Annotated in this window: 6 protein-coding genes; 4 read left to right on the top strand and 2 right to left on the bottom strand. The window is 41.9% G+C overall.

From position 1 onward, the window contains the following. The first annotated feature begins 10 nt into the window (after positions 1-10). Positions 11-3,127 carry an NAD-glutamate dehydrogenase domain-containing protein gene (locus tag WC222_04025; GenBank protein MFA6915540.1) on the top strand — a complete coding sequence of 1,039 codons (3,117 nt, stop codon included), beginning with the start codon at positions 11-13 and terminating at the stop codon, positions 3,125-3,127. Between the two features lie 211 nt (positions 3,128-3,338). Here the strand turns inward: WC222_04025 and WC222_04020 are convergent, their stop codons facing one another. Then, positions 3,339-5,150, bottom strand: coding sequence for a methyl-accepting chemotaxis protein (locus WC222_04020; GenBank protein MFA6915539.1), 1,812 nt, complete (start codon positions 5,148-5,150; stop codon positions 3,339-3,341). A gap of 155 nt (positions 5,151-5,305) precedes the next feature. Here WC222_04020 and hrcA point away from each other — a divergent pair, with 155 nt between their 5' ends. The 3 genes from hrcA to dnaK are packed head-to-tail and all read left to right on the top strand — an operon-like array spanning position 5,306 to position 9,085. Further along, positions 5,306-6,493 carry a heat-inducible transcriptional repressor HrcA gene (gene hrcA, locus WC222_04015; protein ID MFA6915538.1) on the top strand — a complete coding sequence of 396 codons (1,188 nt, stop codon included), beginning with the start codon at positions 5,306-5,308 and terminating at the stop codon, positions 6,491-6,493. Positions 6,494-6,497: 4 nt separating this feature from the next. Next, entirely contained in the window at positions 6,498-7,082 is a 585-nt protein-coding gene (locus tag WC222_04010; GenBank protein MFA6915537.1) for a nucleotide exchange factor GrpE, read from the top strand. Positions 7,083-7,102: 20 nt separating this feature from the next. After that, a complete protein-coding gene (dnaK, locus tag WC222_04005; protein MFA6915536.1) occupies positions 7,103-9,085 on the top strand; it encodes a molecular chaperone DnaK in 1,983 nt (660 codons plus the stop codon). A 98-nt stretch (positions 9,086-9,183) separates the two neighbouring features. Here dnaK and WC222_04000 read toward each other — a convergent pair whose 3' ends face one another. Then, positions 9,184-19,578: a hypothetical protein gene (locus tag WC222_04000; GenBank protein MFA6915535.1), complete on the bottom strand. Its 10,395-nt coding sequence runs from the start codon at positions 19,576-19,578 to the stop codon at positions 9,184-9,186. Between the last annotated feature and the right edge of the window lie 33 nt (positions 19,579-19,611).

The raw sequence follows: 19,611 nt of genomic DNA, 5'->3' as shown, positions 1-19,611 counted from the left end.
AATACCTCCCATGGAAAACGTCACAAAAGACCTGCCTTCAATCAATAATGACCTCAATGCGACTATCCACAAGGAAAGCGAACGCTTCCAAGAGTTTTACACCTGGCTAGAAAAGAATATGCCGCCCATCCTCTATGAAGAAATCGGGCGCGAATATCTTATCGTTGTCGCCAGAACACTGATGGGATTTCACTTACAGGACTACTTTTCCCTAATCCAGTTTGGCCACTTTGCTATTGTCATGTGCCAGGACAGCACCGATGCAGACTTGAAAATTCTCAAAAACTTTTCTATGTACGGCATTCGAAACTATCAGTCTTACATCTCTAAAGCCCCTCCTCCTGTTCCCGGCATTAAAGCGAATCTTCGTATCGCAGCTGTCTACTTTATTGAGTCCTCTGCTGAAGTCCAAACCAACCCTTATACACCCGAAACTAAGGAGCATCTGCGTTCCTTAGTAAACGTACGCAATTCCAGCATTACTGATGGCGAATTCGAGCAAATATTCAATTCTTTTAGCCTCCGCTTCCTGCGTTCCCTTTCCACCGAAAGGCTAGTCCTTGCCATCGATATGTTCCATCGCGCTACGACACGCGATAGCTGCCAATATGAGGTGCGTTATAATGAAGACTGGCAAGAGAAAAGCTCTGTCTCTATGCAGATAGTCCTAGCCTGGCGCAACTGTCCCAAAAATAATTTCTTATACCGTATGGCCGGTGTTATCCATCGGCACCAACTTGTGATAAAGCGCGTTAATGCCTCCTATGTTAACTCCTTCAGTAAAGATGGCATCCTTGTCATGGCTCTAGGGCTGCACGGCAGCAATGGCAAACCTGCCTGGGAAATTGAGAATATCCATGATTTCTTAAGAGAGTTCGTCACTATCAAATATTTTGAGGATGGCGACCCTGTAGAAAAAATGCTTGTTTCCACAGGGTATGTTAGTGGGAATGAAGGCAACCTAGTTAGGACTATCGTCACCTTTATCCACCAGGCTCTGGTCCACATAGACCAGAATTTATACACCCTAGACAATATTGTAGAAGCTCTATGCCGGCATCCCGAACTTACAGCACATATCTGCGAAGCTTTCAGAAGTAAATTTGATCCGTGGAACACAAATATTGACACCTACCTCAAATTGAAGAAAAGGATCGTCAACGACATCTCTAAGATTGACACAGGACATGAAGATAACGATATCCGCAGAAAAAATGTCCTCACTCAGGGTATCAACTTCGTCAATTTCACACTGAAAACTAATTTTTACCGCACCAATTTCACAGCCCTCAGCTTTAGATTAGACCCCCTCTATCTCGAAGAAATCCCCTTCAACCGCCCTGCCTTTTTCCCGGTTCTTCCCTTCGCCATCATCTTCGTGAAAGGGATGTACACCTTTTCTTTCCATATCCGCTTCAAAGACCTATCGCGCGGCGGCGTCCGGACGATCTATCCCGAGCAGAAAGAACGTATGCTCGTCGAGATCAATAGGGTTTTCACCGAATGCTATAACCTTGCCTATACACAAGACAAAAAGAATAAAGATATCCCCGAAGGTGGTGCCAAAGCCGTTATTTTTGTTAAGCCTTACGAACAGCTGGATTTAGAAACCGATATCCTTGCTAGAGAGCTGGGCGCTTCAGGCCTAAATAAAAAGGATATCGATGCAAAAGTGGACAACTACAGGAAGGAACAAAAATTAGAATATCTCCACCATGCCCAACGCACTTTTGTGGAAGCTCTCATCACTATTGTCAACTGCGAAGCCAATGGAAAACTTAAAGCTAAACATGTATTGGACTTCTGGCAAAAACCGGAATACCTCTATCTAGGTCCTGACGAAAATATGCACGACAGCATGATAGAATGGATAGCCGAATATAGTAAGAAACACAACTACAAGCCCGGCAGCGCTTTTATCTCCGGAAAACCTATTCTAGGGATTAACCACAAAGAATATGGCGTTACCTCTCTCGGTCTGAATGTCTACCTCGAATACGTCCTGAAACAGCTAGGAATAGATCCTTACAAAAATGTTTTCACCGTTAAAATCTCCGGCGGTCCCGACGGCGACGTCGCTGGCAACGAGATATGCAACCTACAACGCTACTACCCTAAAACAGCCAAAATCCTTGCTTTAACCGACGCGTCCGGAACAATTTATGATCCTAAAGGCCTAAACTTAGATATCCTCGTCGACCTTTTCAAACAAGGTAAACCCATCCGCCATTACCCACCCGAAGAATTGCATGAAGAAGGCTTCTTGGTTGATAGGGAAACTAGCCGCTCAAAAAATACATTCTCACAACAAACTCTCTGCTGGAAAAAAATTAATGGGAAAGTCGTAGAGGAATGGCATAGCGGCAACGATATGAACCATCTATGGCGACGTAACGTCCATGTGATCTCCACCGACGTCTTCATACCCGCCGGCGGCCGCCCCAAAACCCTCAACGGTGCGAACGTCTCAGAATTTCTCGACCCTTCCGGAAAACCGACAGCTAAAGCCATCGTCGAAGGCGCCAACTTATACCTGGATGACGATGCCCGCTACTTCCTAGAAGACCTCGGCGTCCTTATCATCAAAGACAGCTCGGCAAATAAAACGGGCGTCATCTGCTCCTCCTTCGAAGTCCTCAGCGGCCTAACCCTAGGCGATAAAGGCTTCCTCGAAAACAAACCCGCCCTCGTAGAGGAAATCCTTCATCGCCTACGCCTCGTCGCCGGTCTCGAAGCTAACCTCCTCCTCACCACCTTCAATGAGAACGGAGGCAGACTCACCGACATTTCTGATGAAATCTCTGCGCGTATCAACCACTTCTTCGACCAAATCCTTGAATACCTCGACTCCATAGACCTACCCTCTAACCCCGAAGACCCCCTCATCCGCTGCTTCCTCAACTACTGTCTACCCCTCCTTCGCACCAAACACCTCCATGCCCTCCTAGAACAAATACCCCCCAACCACAAGAAAGCCATCATCGCCTGCTTCCTCTCCGCCGACACCGTCTACAAACGCGGCCTCTCCTGGCTGCCCTCCATCGTCGACGTCCTCCCCGTCATCCTCCACGAAAACTGCGAACCTGAGCAGGGGGCTTCGCCCCCTGCACCCCCACCCAAGGCCTAGCAGCCTTGGGAATCCGCGATTGGATTGACAAGAGTCTGACTATCTCACCTCTATTTTTCTTTTTTTATTAATAGAAGCATTTTACTTTGCATTTCTGATGTAGAGATTAATTAATGCTTCCGAGCCAAATCTAACGTGTAAATCCCGAAGGGGAGAACGCGGTTTCCAAAGGGCTTTGCCCTTTGGTGGGGGTTCTAGGGGGCAAAGCCCCCTAGAAATCGCCTTTGGCTTGTTTTAGTATGGAGACGGTGCTATTGAGGTCGAGGAGGGATGTTCGGAATTGTTTGATGGTGCGCATGGAGTCTTGTGAGACAAGTTTTAGGAGTTGGATGGAGCCATCGATATCGCGGGCGCTTTGGAGTTGGTTACGCATGGCGGCGTCGACGGCGTTGAATTTTCCTGAGACATATTGGACTTTATCAAATATTTCAGTGAAGTGGAGTTGGACTTGTGAGGCTTTATCAACGCTATTGAGGATTTCGTCAGAGATCAGTTGAACTTGGTCGAGGCTATGGTCCATCATTTCGAGGATTTCTTTGATGACCCTTTCGATGTTGAGGGTAGCGAGGGCGGTTTGTTCGGCGAGGCGTTTTATTTCACTGGCGATGATGGCGAAGCCTTTGCCGACTTGTTTAGCTTTAGCGGCTTCGAGGGCGGTATTGAGGGAGAGCATATTCGTTTCGTCGGCGACGTGGACCATGGTAGAGATGATGGAGGTGACACCGCGGGTACGGTCGTTGAGGTGTGATAGAGTGGAGACTAGGTGGTTGGAAGCGCCTACGAGTTTCTGCATGATGTTTTCGAGATGCTGCAGCTGAATCCTACCTTCTTGAGCTAAGCTGGAAGCCGATTCTGAAGCCTGGCTTATCTCTGTCATTGTTTCTGAGAGTTCTTTAGAAGTCTCAGAAATATCGTAGGCTTTATTTCCAATTTGACGGGTGATTTTCTCTTGTTCTACAACGGTATCCTGTTGTACTTCGGCTGTTTTCAGAATATCATCGGAAGATGTTTTAAGCATCTTCCCGGCGGAATCGATATGTTTGACCATATCGGAGATGAGGGAATAGAGATTATTGAATACGCCTCCGAGCAGGCCTATTTCGTCGGAACTTTCGATGCGGTATCTTACGGAAGAGTCGCCTTCGGTGAATTTCCGGTTAGTTTCCAGCATATGGATGAGGGGCCGGTAGATGTACCAAAGGAAATAGATTCCCATAGCAGCGAAGGTGCAGCTGCAGAAGATGAGGATGGCTAGGAGTTTTCTGCGGTAGCTTAAAAGTTCTGCAGTTCCCAGGTCTATGAGTTCGCGGTGTTGGCGGCTCATTTCCTCCCTAAAAAAAGATTCTTCGGCGATGCCTTCTTTATTTGAAGGGTTGGTATCTTGAGGGAGGTTGGCAAGGATAATTTTGGGGAGGCCGGAATTTTGGACATCTTCTATCAATTCTTTCCAGTATTTGGCATTTTGCGCTGGGGCTGTAGTAGGGTCTAGTAGTTGTTGGAAACGATAATAGTAGAGGCCGTTGTAAGTTCCTGGCGGGGCGTTATTTGTGACGTAGCGCATGAGCATTGCTAGTTGCTGTTCGATGCTTTCATACAGTTGGAGTTTTGTCGCTTTATCGGTGGTGATGGTGCTTTGTGTCCATTGTGAAAAAAGGGATTCCGGGGTACCTACGCCGGGGCGTCTTTGGCTTAATTCTTCGGGATTGGTCCCTAATTCGTCTTTATATTTTTTATCTAGAGCGATGAGCTGGTTGAAAGTGGATTCGATGTACTCTTCTGTGGCAGGTTCGCTCCCTTCATCTAGTTTTTGCAGTTTGATTCCTTCGTAAATTTTCCTTGCTTGGGCATGGTATTCGGCAGAATGTTGTTGAAGGAAGGCGTCTTTAAGTTTTCCATTGAAATCATAGAGAATCCAGGCGAGTAGCAGTATGAACGCTAGGAGAAGGAAAATAAAGGCTAGGATAAATTTTTTCCCTATCGAGGATTGTGATAGGAATTTTTGAAGAAAAATATTACTTATCATTTGTATACATCGTTGGCGCTTAAAGGATTTATTTATCGTAAGAGAAGATTAGAAGCGATCAAAATATTAACTCAGCACTCCAACCTTTCGACTGCTAAATTTTATTGACCCTATTGTTGTCATTTGTTATTCTATAAATAGAAACAGAGGAAAATATGTCAAAGAAAGACCGCGAGCGCCAAGTTTTACTCGGCCTAGTCGATTTTTACATTAAAACAGGAAAGCCCGTAGGTTCCGAAACCTTAAAAGGTGCGGGGTTTGATAACCTTAGTTCTGCGACTATCCGTAATTATTTTTCCTGCCTTGAAAAAGATGGCTTCCTCAAACAACAACACTCCTCCGGTGGGCGCGTTCCTACTTCAGAAGCTTTTCGCCTCTATACTCTCTCTTCTATAGATGAGTACACATCTAATGGCTTCCCTGCTATATCCATCCCCTTCGATGACTCTTCCATCTCCAAAGATTCTACCCACGCCATCGCTTCCCATTTGCAAAAAACCGCCGAGATACTAAGCGGATTTTCCGGCTGTGCCGTTTTCTTGTCCGCTCCCAAGTTCGACCATGACTTTATCTCCGAAATCAAACTTGTCAGTATCGATGCGGAAAGATACCTTTGTGTTATCATCTCCGATTTTGGCATTGTACAAACCGAAGTGCTCCATTCCCCCCGTAAACTTTCCTCTTTCAGTTTGAAACGTTTAGAAAGTTATTTCCAAGCCCGCATCTCCGGACAGCAGCCCAACGTCTCCTTCGAACCTGACGAAGAAACTATTGCCAAGCAATTTTACAATGAACTGATGGTCCGCCACCTGGTGAGCTATACCAACTTCAGCAGCGAATACATTTATACGACCGGTTTTGCCCAGCTGCTCAACAGTCCGGAATATCACGACATTAAAATCATGGCAGCCGGTTTATCCCTTTTTGAAGATGAGCAAAGTTTGCGTCATTTAATCCAACACACATGCCGCCACGGTAAAACCAGCTTTTGGATCGGCGATGACCTAAAAGCTATTGGAGCCCCGGAAGCTCCTTGCAGTGTAATAGCGATGCCTTACTATATCCATAATCAGGTCGTTGGCGCTGTGGGTGTTTTAGGACCTCTCCGCATGCCTTATCGCGACCTGCTATGCACCCTGAATACCTCAGCAGAATATCTTACCCATACGCTGACCCGCACTGTCTATAAATTTAAAATTACTTTCCGCCAGCCAAAGCTCGGCCCTTTATCTCTCAGTGGAAACGAACAAAAACTAATTGTCGGTATACCTAAAATGCTGATTGAAGATAAAAGCGCTGCTGCTAAACCGGCTAAGAGAAAACCTAAGTTACAAGGAGTTTAAAAACATGGATGAAGAGATAAGCATGCCCGAAGACCAACTTCCGGATGAATTTTTAGAAGAAGTTGAAGCTATAGTCGAACCTGTAGCCCAACCTAAGGCTACTTCTGTCGATGAAATTGAACGTTTAAGAAACGAAGCCCGCGAAAATAAGGAAAAGTACCTGCATGCTTTAGCCGAAGGGGAAAATTCTCGTAAACGTTTGCAGAAAGAACGTCAAGAAATGTTGCAGCATGCTATCCAAAACGTCATTGTTGAGTTTATCAACCCTATCGACCAGTTGGAAAATGCCCTCAAATTTGCCGAGCAAGCTTCTCCAGAAGTCAAGAATTGGGTCATTGGATTCAACATGATCCTAGAGCAGTTCAAAGATGTCCTCACACACCACGGCGTATCTACATTTGCGTCCGAAGGACATCCTTTTGACCCTCATTTCCATGAAGCTATCGAAGTAGTTGTTTCGGAAGATCACCCCCCCGGAACAGTCGTTAAAGAACACCTGCGCGGCTATAAGTCCAGCAGCGGCAAAGTCATCCGCCCTGCGCGTGTGCATGTATCAAAAGCTCAAGAAGAAAAAGAAATATCAGAATAATTAATTCCCAGGAGGACCTTATGAGTCAACAAAACAAAAAAGGCAAAATCATAGGCATCGACCTTGGGACAACCAACTCCTGCGTCGCTGTCATGGAAGGCGGCACGCCAAAAGTGATCGCTTCTGCCGAAGGTTCGCGTACTACGCCTTCCGTAGTAGCCTTTAAAGATGGTGGACGTGAACGCTTAGTTGGTATCCCTGCTAAACGTCAAGCTGTGACTAACCCCGAAAACACCATTTACTCCTCAAAACGTTTCATTGGACGCAAATTTGAAGAAGTACAGAGCGAAATTAAAATAGTCCCTTATAAAGTTGTCAAAGGACCTAACGGTGATGCCGTATTCCAAGTCTTTGGCAAAGATTATACCCCTGAAGAGATTGCTGCGCAGATTTTGATCAAGATGAAAGAAACTGCTGAAGCTTATCTAGGTGAGAAAGTGACTGAAGCTGTGATCACTGTTCCTGCGTATTTCAACGACTCGCAGCGCCAGTCAACCAAGGATGCGGGCAAGATTGCCGGTTTGGACGTCAAGCGTATCATCCCTGAACCCACAGCTGCGGCATTAGCTTATGGCTTGGACAAAGACAAAGCCGACAAAAAAATCGCTGTTTTTGACTTAGGCGGCGGTACATTTGATATCTCCATCCTAGAGATCGGAGATGGCGTCTTCGAAGTATTAGCAACTAACGGCGATACACACTTGGGCGGCGACGACTTTGACAATGCTATCCTTGAATGGCTGATCGACTCTTTCAAACAAGAGCACGGCATTGACCTGCATAACGATAGAATGGCGCTGCAGCGTCTGCGCGATGCTGCCGAAAAAGCTAAAATTGAGCTTTCCGGTACTCAGCAGACAGAGATCAACCAGCCATTTATCACAATGGATTCCACAGGTCCAAAGCACTTGGCTTTGACGCTGACACGCAGTAAGCTAGAAAGCTTGACAGCTAACCTTATCGACCGCACGCGCGAACCTTGCTTAAAATGCTTGAAGGACTCCGGTCTGAATGCATCAGATATCAGCGAGATCATCCTTGTGGGCGGTATGTCGCGTATGCCTGCTGTTCAGGAAATCGTGAAGACAATCTTCGGTAAGGAAGGCCATAAAGGCGTTAACCCTGACGAAGTGGTTGCTATCGGAGCTGCTATCCAAGGCGGCGTATTGACCGGTTCAGTTAAAGACGTTCTCCTCTTGGACGTAACACCTTTAACTTTGGGTATTGAAACTTTAGGCGGTGTGTTAACACCTCTCGTCGAAAGAAATACCACTATTCCGACGCAAAAGAAACAAGTCTTCTCCACAGCAGCTGATAACCAGCCCGCGGTAACGATCCGTGTATTGCAAGGTGAGAGAAAGATGGCAAACGACAACAAAGAGATCGGACGTTTTGATTTGAGCGATATCCCCCCCGCTCCACGCGGAACGCCGCAAATTGAAGTTGCTTTCGATATCGATGCAGACGGTATCTTGCATGTTTCCGCTCGCGATATAGCATCCGGCAAAGAACAGAAAATCCGTATCGAAGCACAGTCCGGCTTAAGCGAAGATGATATCAAGCGCATGGTTAGAGACGCTGAAGACCATCAGGAAGAAGACCGTCGCCGTAAAGACGAAGTAGAGGTCCTCAATGAAGCGGACTCCTTAGTCTTCCGCGCTAAAAAAGCCTTGAACGACTATAAAGACAAACTTCCAAAAGAAGTTGTGGATGATGTCGAAGCGCACATCAAAGCTGTAGAAGATGCCTTAGTGACAAAAGATGTCGCTAAAGTACGTACAGCGAAAGATGCGTTGGAACAACATATGCAGCGTATCGGTGAAGCGATGTCGAAAGCATCCGGTGCAGGGCAGCCTGGACCTGGAGCAGGGCCTCAAGGATCTGCAGCACATGAAGGAGGACCACAGTCCCATGGCGGTGGACATCATCAACAACAGCAGCCTGGCAGCGATGATGACATTCAGGATGCTGAAGTAGAGATCATCGACGACGATAAGAAATAAGCTTATCTTAGTATAGGTTTGTGGCGACTTGTCGCCGCATTCCCTGGCTAGCCTTGTCAATGACCAATAAATAAGAGCGGCTTACTAGCCGCTCTTTTCTATTCTAGAGCTTGAAATATTTCTTGTATCATTCCGAATTCACCTTTGAAGCAACTAAATACTTTCGATACGGCGAAACAATCCCGAGCGAAGCTCTTACCCTGAGATGTTTGCGCTATTTTTATCAGCCAAGTTTTAAGCATCTCTGCACGTATTTTCCTCTGTACGGCATCAAAAACACACGTTTCTTTAATGATGGACATTGTAAATTCACTCAAATAGTAGACAACGATAGGCTGATCTTTGGATTCTGTAGTTGAATTTAACATTTCCATGATGAAAGGCATAAATACATCCATGTGCGAATAGTAGGTTTTTAACTCCATCTGATAAGAATCAAATACATGGGGATTTGAGAGAAGGTTAACGATAAACTTAGGGAGAGCAAACTTATTATTTTTTAGATGACCTATATAAGCAGGTTTCTGAGAATACATGAAAAGCAGCTCCATGTATTCTCTGATTACTTTTATCGTTTCAGGAGAAGCAGGTTCACTTTTGATCTTTCTAACGATTAGCTTCATCACCTGTTTTAAGCAATTAGCCGTGATAGAAGTTAAACCTTGCCAATTAACAGCGGTTTGTAGAAGAGGAGTGATAAAATATAAGCGGACATCGTCTTCTAAAATCTTCGTGGTTTTAATCAGCTTTGCAGTCAATTTTAGGTAATATTTGACTAGGCAAAGTTTTGCAGGGTGCGTCAAAAAATGTGTTACTTTTTTGTAATCCTCTAGGGAAAACACAGTATACCTATAAGGCAGCTTGTTTTGGATTGAAAGCATAGTCAACCAATAACGGACATCCTCAGATAGGTAATTTCTCATCAGACCGTCACAAAGAACTGTTTTATAAAACCAGTTCAGGTGCTCTTCAAACAAACTCTCTTCATGCGCTATGGGGCTGTTTATTAATGCTGTAAGCATCTTTCCGGTTGCTGCATCTTCCAAAGGTATTTTGATCATTCCTTCAACCTGAGCATGAATTTCACCTAGGATAAATTTACGCTCATTATAATTCTGGACATTCAAATGCAGTAATTCATTTAGAAAAAGAAGATTGATAGAAAAAGTCCTGCTCCTATTCCAACAAACCCCCTCAATTAATTCAGGAAAGGGTAAAGGGCAATCAAAATTTAAAAATTTAAACTTCTCTTCGAAAGCAGTTAAAACTCTTTCCAACATACGTTTGCATTGCTTTCTGTCCTGGGTTTTCAATAGATTCTTAGCGATGAAATGGATTAGGGTTTTTGCAACCGAAAAGTAGAAAGGAGTGAACTTATCAAGCCTGTCTACTAATATTAGACCTCTCTCCCAATCCGGCAGCTTATTAGAAAGAACATTCAGACGGAGACACTCATGTTGAAGCAATAAAAGATTTTCTTCTATGATCAATCCATTTTTAAAAGCTATATTCATTATTCCCATGAATGAGATATTGCAGAACCTTACCGCTGACCACATCATCTCGAAGAATTGCTGTCTTATATCAGGTGTAAAGGTCTCTTTTGTTGCACCACATTGCGCAGCATGCGTAACGAAAATAACCACATCGTCATTAAAGTCGGCACGAAGAAGTTTTGCAAATTGGTGGGCTAAAGATATGGCTTTTGAAAGAGACATATGGCGTTTTAAATATCCTACTAGAAATCGATAGGCTGTTGACAATGCCGGTGAGAGTTGTTCTTCCTCTTTTAAAACTTCTTTTAAACGTATAATCAGTAGAATGTACCAGTTGATGATATTGTCAGCATTCTCTCCTTCCATTTGTTTTAGGTTCAAAAATGAAAAAGCTGAGGTAAGAACCTCTTGATTATGGCCCGGTGAAAGAGCTTGTCTCATTAAAAACTTGTCTACAGTTGCTAAGTCTCCTGCCCCGCCATGCAATTTAAGTTCATGAATTGAATTCCTCACCGCGAAAAATTGCACAAGATTGTTTGAAGGAGTCTCCACTGCAAAAGTGGAATTATAAAGTAAATAGACCAGAAGATGTTGTTTCCGTGAAATGTCAATGTCAAGTTTGCAGAATTTCGTTGCATATTCTAAATACGTACAGCTCCATTTCAATGGGTATTTAGCTTCGCTAGACGCAAACAGCAGAGCAATAAGACAGTCTGCATAAGTATAGGGTGGAAGCGAAATGTGGGAGGAATTTTCGGCAAAAAGAATCAAACTCCTTAAAGCTTCGATATTTGATTTTTTCTTTGCCAAAGCCCCAAATCCGAAAAGTTGGAGCCAAATTTTCTCATCAGAAATCTCATATAGCTCGATCAACTCAGCCGCATCGCAAAGCATATCTTCGTTCTGAGAATATTCAAGTATAAACCTTTTCACATATTCTTGAGCTGGAAACTGATTTCTAAATACTTCATCGGATTGAAAAGCTATCCCCATCATGCATGCATTCGAACAATCAGTAGAAATACTGGCCCTACTCCAAAGAAAATCAATGATTTCCCTCAGATTTTGGGGATGAAAATCTTCAACAAAAGCAATTATTGTTAAAAATTCAAGCCCCCGATCAGGTGTGGAATAAATTTCCACTGCCTTTGCCGATAAATTAAAAAGAAGGTTGTTCATTAATACCGGGGACAACTCATCAAACGCTTCAATCAAGTCTCTACATATACTGAATGCTTCTTTAACAAATCCATGAACGATTAATTCTTGCGCAATAACAGAGAGAGAGGATACTAAGGCTGAATCGCCAATAAATAAAAAGCTCTGGGGGGTCTGCCATTTCTCATTTATTACGGTGATGAAATCATCAATATCCATTTCATTATCGTGATGTAATTTCGCAATCCTCTGCTTAATAAGTTTCACAAGGATATTCAAAGAATCTTCATCGAATAGTTCCAAGACAAAATTCGGTGAATCAGCACAAAACCAATTCAGTATATTATCTAAAGTTCTTGGTTCAAAGTTCCATGTAATAAACTCTCTCAGCAAAGACCCTGCTAAAAGCTCAACAGTGCTACTTGTAGATTCTGCTACGAAATCCGTACATTCAATGAGGATGTCTAAATATTCTAAGGCGACATCGTTAGAAGGGTTAGTACAAGTTTTTCTTAGGGCTTTAATGCCGGTGAGCTCTTTTAAAATAATGTATTCTTCAAATTTAGCTAAGAGATCTCTGATAGCGTTGTTCTCATTTGAAAGACCCTTAAGTGCATAGTAATAGTGCCTGCATATATCCACAGGGATGCAATTCAATATTTTTCGGTGATGCTCTACCTCAATCGAATTAAAAATATCTCTTAACACCTGAGTAAATAGATCTGAGGAAACATTTTTGGCCCAAAACTGATAGATAAGAATTTCAAATATTGCTGTGACATGATCTTCAGGAAGAATAACGTCCATCTCTGCAAAACGAGCGATAAGTAACATCCCATTGAAAGGATCGCGGACGGCTATGGCAGAAGAAAGGCCTTGCTGGCATTGTCTTTGCTGTTCTTCCCGATCCAATAGTGGTATGAGATAGAGCAGCAATAGGTTTTGTGAAAATTCCTCCAAATCCCAATGAGCATCTAAAAAAGAAGTTATAACCAAGGGCAAAGACTTGTGTGGAGATAATTCTTTCTCCCCGGAATAAATATGAATTAAAGCCCTTACAAGTAAACTTTCTAATTGCCTCATCCTATCGGTATTTTTGATCTCTAAATTGATAAGAATTATCCCTAATAATTCTTGTATTGTGTTTTGAGGAGAGTTCAAGCCTAAGCAAAGGCTTAATATTTCCAATAGAAGCTGTTCAGAGTATGCTATGAAAAGATGGTTTTTATTTTCATAAATGAAAGGAAAAATCTCTTTTATAAGACGTAATTGATGTTCTGCATCCAGTCTCGTAAGCAATATTTGAACATAGTGAATGACTGCTCGAGCGCTAGTGTCATCTAAGCTATCTCGTTCTAAGGCCAAGGTAAATAGGTAGTTTACAAACTTTAGGGTTTGTTCAAAAGGAAGCTCCGGTCCACACAGAGGTTCATTTCTTTTCAGTGCTTGTGTAATTGCTGAAGCCTGGTCCTGGAAAGTTAAAACTGCTTTGGCAATATGCACTGGCATAGACTGTGGCAAATAGAAAAGTGCGGATAGTGGAGATTCAAAAAAAGGCCTGCAAGAAAGATGTGACTGAGGTGATAATATTGTGCTAATTTCCATTTCTAAAATTGAATACAATCCCATCTCATATAAGCTCACAAATACATTTCTAAGCTGCTCCTTTGATTCCTCTATTCCATTGCTATTTGAAATTGTCCTAAGTACCGGCATGATGCATAATTCAGAGATTTCATAGCTGACCTTAGAACGTAAGGTAGAATCTGTGTCTCTTTTAATAAGGGCTGAAAGGACATCCAAAAAGTGTTTTGTTATTGCTAAATAATTTTTCCATAAAATCGATGTATCAATCTCCGGATGAGTGATACTTAATTTCAAACTCAATATTTTAGTGAAATAACCTGCAAGAGTAGTGAAAAGACTCAGAATCCCCTTTGCATCTATTTCCTGCACAGAATTCACATGATCGCTAAATTTTTCGAAAACATTCAAATGTACGTCAAGTGCTCTTAAACAACTAAATTCAGTAAAACCCTTTCCAAAAACATGTCCCTGTGGAGTTAAGTGTTCGATGAAAGAGGAAAGAAGCTCTAAAGAATGGAAAGAAGATATAATTTTCTTATAGAAAGAACAAAGTTTATCAGGGTTTTTTCCATATAAATCCAGGATATAGACCCCGTGAAAAAGTGTGTCAAAGAAGATAGGAGCTTCAGTCGTATATCTAAGACATATCACATCTGCAAGATAGTTTATTCCTTGATCAACAGGATCCTCTTCTATAGTCTCTAGCTTATTTTTATTCCAGGCGAAGCGATCAAATACAAGATGGAAGGCTGATAAAGCTTTTTTGAGTTCATCAGGAGAATATAACTTAAATCCTGAGAGCGAGTTGATAAAGGATGAAATATTTCTTAAACTGAATTTTTCGTGTAGTTTAACTAATTTGATAATATAAATTTCTATGGCATGCTTTAGCCAGCTGTTGTCAGAAGCAGATATGCTGCTAATTCTAGCAAGGTGAAAGCAAAAAACCTCTTGTATACATTCAATAGACTTATCCCTATCATCGTCTGAATTTTCAGGGAGATTCAATTTCTCATATAACTTTTCTAATACTTCTTCGAAGAGAATATGCTCCCATAAGGAGTTTTCAAATGAAGTATACAATAGGGCATATAAAGTACAGAAAGATGCCGAGGGCTGTTTCAATTCACATACATTGACCAACCACCCTAATCCCCTTCTAACATAGCAATCGGCTAATTCAGGATGATGCAGTAGAGCATTAGATGAACAGGATAAGGCGGTGATCTTCTCTTCAAATGTATAAGTGCTATTTTCACTAGCACTTTGCAATAGGTCAAAAATAAGACTCTGAGCATTTTCATTAGGAAGTAACCCTTCTTTAAAACATCGATTTAGTATTTGGATCAGAGGTACGAAGTTTTCCGCTTTCTTTGTGCAGTGATTTATGAGAGCCAAAACTTTTGTCTGCTCATCTCTTATGATCAAGCTAAGACTTTCCCAAATTGGCACACAACGATGAAGTATCAAGAAGGTTTCCTGAGATAACATCTCCGACTGTTCAAAACGTAGAAGCCATCTCAAAGCAGGCAATTGATAGGTCGAGTCTGCTATCACAAAACGATTTAATGCCTGTAAAAGACGGTAAAGGGAACTTTGGAAATTTTCGGGCCACTTGTTTATAGATGAAAGTAATTGTGCACATTTGTGGGGAAGCGGCCCTACATTATCATCGTTGAGATGGGAACATAGGGTAGCAAATAGGCTGTTTGAAAAATCTTGGCTGCCCAATTCCAGGGCAGGATGAAACAAATCCTCGATGTAATTAATGATTGTTGTTTTATTCGTTTGAATTATTACATAGAGGTTCCAGAGCCTTGTTAAATACAAATTGAAATCTGTAGGATTTCTGAAGGCATGTTCAATCAATATTAAACGTAAATTTTTAGAAAGTGATTCATTAAAAGAAAGTTCTATGGCTTCAGGATGGATCTGTAAAAATTTCTCAAAGTTATCCTTGCTTTGGAAGAAAATATATTCAAGCGCAGGAGCATAAGCCGCTAGGATTTTATCCTCATTTAAATCTAAAGGGAATTTCTTTGAGAACGTTATGAAACCTTCTACAAACCCCTGGATTTTTTTTCTCTCGATGAGCTTACACCATAGTTTTGTCCAGTGTTGAAGGGAAACATGCTCAGCAAATGCTGGCATTTGCTTACTTAACAAATCAAAATTCTCTTTTGTAAAGTTTTCTAGACAATGATCTACCCATTTCTTGAAGTTCTGCGAATCACTTTTCAGTTCAAATAACGCCTGTATTTCGCCTACTTTGCCGGCATTAAGTGCTGCGTCAAAATTTTCTTGGATGATTAACTCGAGATGAGGGTGATTAAACCAACTTTTTAAAAGCGTCAAGAGCCTGATAGTATGGCTATATTGGCTGCTGTCAAATAGTCCGATGACTTCAAACAAATCCTGTTTGAACTTATTCGAAGCTGCAAAACCTGGCGCTATACTTAGAGCAATAACAAGATCCAAAAATAGGAAAGCTTGGGAAAAGTGCTTTCTATGCCATGAAAAGTAAAATACCTCTAATAGAAACTCTACATTCGAGGATGATTTCAAATAGTCGGGGGCTTTCTCGGCCACCTCATTGAGTTGAAGAGGCTTGTGACATTCCTCCAAAGCCTTTTCAAAGCTATCAACCACCATAAACGAGTACGGACTTCTTTCTAGATCCACATTCAACTGTTTCAAGTTTGCCGGAAAAGAAAAAATATTTCCCTTTAGCATATGCACACACTTTAAATAGGAAAAAAAGGCTTTCCGTCTACGTCCATTTATTAGTTGGTTTTTCAGCGCTGCGGCGAAAGGGACAAAATGGTTCGGAGATAGCTTTTTGAGATTTACCTCTCTGATATGCTTAAGATTTTCACCCACAATGACTGACGTAGCTAATCCAATTTGTTTTTCCTCTTTGTTGGCTGAAGCAGCAACTCCTTTTAAAATACTCAGAACGACTCTTTCACAATGTTCTTTTGAAACTTTATTCTTATGCGCAGCATTAAGCCAACGAGTTGCACATTTAAGCCAACAGTTCATACCTAATTGAGCAGGGGCATTTTCTGCAGATATCCACTGTAATGCATACAACAGGTACACAGAAGCCTTAGGCAGGTTCGCCCATCTACGCGCTAGTTTAAAAGCCAGCTGAGAAATCACAGGACTAAAGTCTTTCAGGGGGGTGAGCTTTATAAGCAAGCTTGCGGCAATATCCCAATGGTTTTTCAAGAGTACCTTAAGTACTATTTCCTTTTTGGGCACATCCAAATGAAGCTTTAAAGGTTTATTTTCTAATTGTGTGTGTGTTAGGAAAGCCTGCAGAAAGTTTGCGCATAATTCGCTTTTAAATTGGGGCGCTTTTCCAAATGCCTCGCAGATTGTCTGTATTTTAACAAAAGTATAATTAATAACCGGATCTGGGATTTCAGGATGATTTCTCAGCCATAATACAGCGATCTCAGCACAAAAATGAGCTTGAGCAATGTGGTCTGAGCTCCATGTCTTAACCTTTGTTTCTTTGAAAAACGTTTTATCTAAGCTATCCCAAACCCAATCGATAGCCTTCTCTTTTATTTTCCCATCTAATTCTACTATCAGCGTAAGCAGCACCCTTTGTAAAAATACATTTTCCGAGTGCAATGTTTGTACAATGGCTTCTTTTAAATACCTCTCATAGCAGGCAGAGGAAGTAGGATTCATCAAGATTCCAGCTAGCTTGGATAAACCCTTTATGGCGGAAATTAGATCCCCTGCAGTTAGGTAGTTTTCAATACAGAATAGCCTAAAGTCTATGAGAGTTTTTTCAACTTCTAGAGGGGGAGAATTTCCTTCTGAAATGCTCTTCTTTAATTTTTTCCCTTCCTGGATCTTTTGAGGAATGTTGCTTGAAAGCAATTCAAAGATAATAGGATGTAGCAGTTCGCTACAATAGGCGGCCCAGAGTTTTTCATCTTTTAATAAGGCGATATCAAAACTGTTTATGACCGCCAACTTATCAATACTAGGAACAAGAAGTGCATTCTTGGCTAGTTTTAGAAGCACCGGTAAGCCTATAGTATAACTTTTGCGATGTGAAAAAACCTCGTGTAAGAGTTCCGGTTTTTGATCTACAAATGAGAGAAGCTGTAAATCATCTAAATAAGATGAAAAAAAGGGAAAATCTGTAGAAGCTGTGGTGAGAGGAAGTTTCTCGATAGACAATGAAACTAGTTTTTTTACCAATTCTGTCTTCTCAGGGTCTTTCGAGGTTAATTTTAAAAATCGTACGGCTTCTTCCGGTGCTGTTTGTACCAGGATATTGAACACTTCTTCAATTTCATCTTCGCTTGCGAATGAGATAGCTTTGGAATGGAATTCTGAGTTATCTGCTGCAGCAAGGGCTGATCCCCATTTTGCATTTTTACAAAAAGCCTCCACTTCCTTCTCCCAGGCAGGAAGTGCATTCATGCACAATAGTTTCTCCATTAAGCATCGAATAAATGTATCTTTACTAAGCCAAGGGAACGCCTTTTCTATAAAAAATTTCCCTGCTGAAGTATTTTCATGCAGAGCAAAAACGGCTGTAATAGCAAATGCTATTTGGCAAAGAAAAAGATTTTCAGAAGAAAGAAAAGTTTCAAGCTGAGTCCGTAAGAGGGCGAATTCTTCAGGTTTAAGGGGCGCATACTTGCTTAAGGATGACTTACCGCGTCCTGAATAATTCTCAGCATCAAAATGTCCTATGAATAACTGTGATAGTGCATTAAACTTGCTTAGGTCATTGTCCTGCTTGCACTTGATGTATAGTGCCTCTATCGTTTGGATAGACTTCTCTAATTCTAGCGGAATATGCAGGTAAGTATTATTACACAGCAAATAGCGCACTGTAGGCTTCTTCTCCACTTCCGTATATACCACATTTGCCCCTGCTCCCGTCTTCTGATGGCAAGGCATCCCTAAATGAAGTACTCCTAATACTCCCAATACAGCCTTCAAATGTACTGCAGATACTTCACTGTCAATTCTTCCCAAACAAATATCTTTCGCAATTCCATACAAATGCTCTTTCGATTTGATAAAAGTTTTTTTCCAAACCTGTAAAAATGGTTCTGTCAGCTCTTCAGGCGATTCAGATTCTAATTTTAATAACATTCCCACTTTAGCAAATAGAGGCGAGCTATTATGCGAACTTGAAATATTCCCAATGAGATAGATCACTGTTTCAGCAGGATAGGGCATATTCCATAAGCACGTTTTCCAGAAGGACTGGAATACCTTCAGATGCTTGGAAAAAACCGTGGCATTAGGGCAGATACTTTCCTGTACTAGATTTGAACTGTATACCAGAGCACCGCGATAGTCTTTCTCTTCAGGAGACTTGGTATGAGTAATTTTTAATGATTTGTGGATAAGGGCTTGGGCAGGGTGGGCGCCTCCTTCACAGATAATTTTTATTTGTAACTTGTCAGCCGCTTTAGTGACAGAACTACCGACAACCCTTATTTGTATGTTCGAATAGGAAAATAAACAAAATTGGCCACGCTTATCCTTATTGACCTGGTCTACACCCTCAAAGGCAATGTGTGTATAGTCAGAGCCTTTTCCTCTGACATCTAGCTTGAAATCCTCTTTGATTTTCTTCTTTAATAGCGCGTAATTCATTGCATAGAGCGATCTTCTTTCCTCAGGAGTTTCATGGATATAGATAGCATCAACAACAAGACGTACCTTCTCATCCCATTGTTCCGTCGAAGAGATGCTTCGACCGTCAAAATCGGAAGGCTTAAGATCTAATTGTTCGAGAATTTTGGGAACACATAATGCCTGAGCACCGCCGTCTTTTAAGATGAGAACACGATTATCAGGACCCAGAAGTTCGATGACGGTGCTGCCCGCCACGGCGAATTCAGTTATCGGGGTAGCCCGAGCTTCAGCATTGAGATACTGCGATTCCCAAATTTCAGCATTGGTCGTTGTTCCACTGCCTTTTTTTATCGGGGTTAATAGTTTTTTCTGCAGGGCTTGGGTAATGTAAGCAATATCTAAGATATCTTGATCGAATTTTTTTACCGGACCGATAAGCCAATATTCCTCATCGACACAGCCTGAATTACGAGCAAAAGCCCTTAGTTCATCTTCCTCAGTCTCTCCACAAACAATGAATACTTGTTCCGGTTCTGGAGTGTCGGGAAGTTCCTCTATGCGAAGAGGGGTAGGTAATGCTTCGATAGCACTTAAAGACACAGGATTTTGAAATCTAGGCGAAGACATTTATTTTTTTTAATGACAATTAAAATGCAATCT

The sequence above is a fragment of the Parachlamydiales bacterium genome, from assembly GCA_041671045.1.
In the GTDB taxonomy this organism is placed as follows: Bacteria; Chlamydiota; Chlamydiia; order Chlamydiales; family JABDDJ01; genus JABDDJ01.
This window is presented reverse-complemented; position numbering and strand designations above follow the sequence as displayed.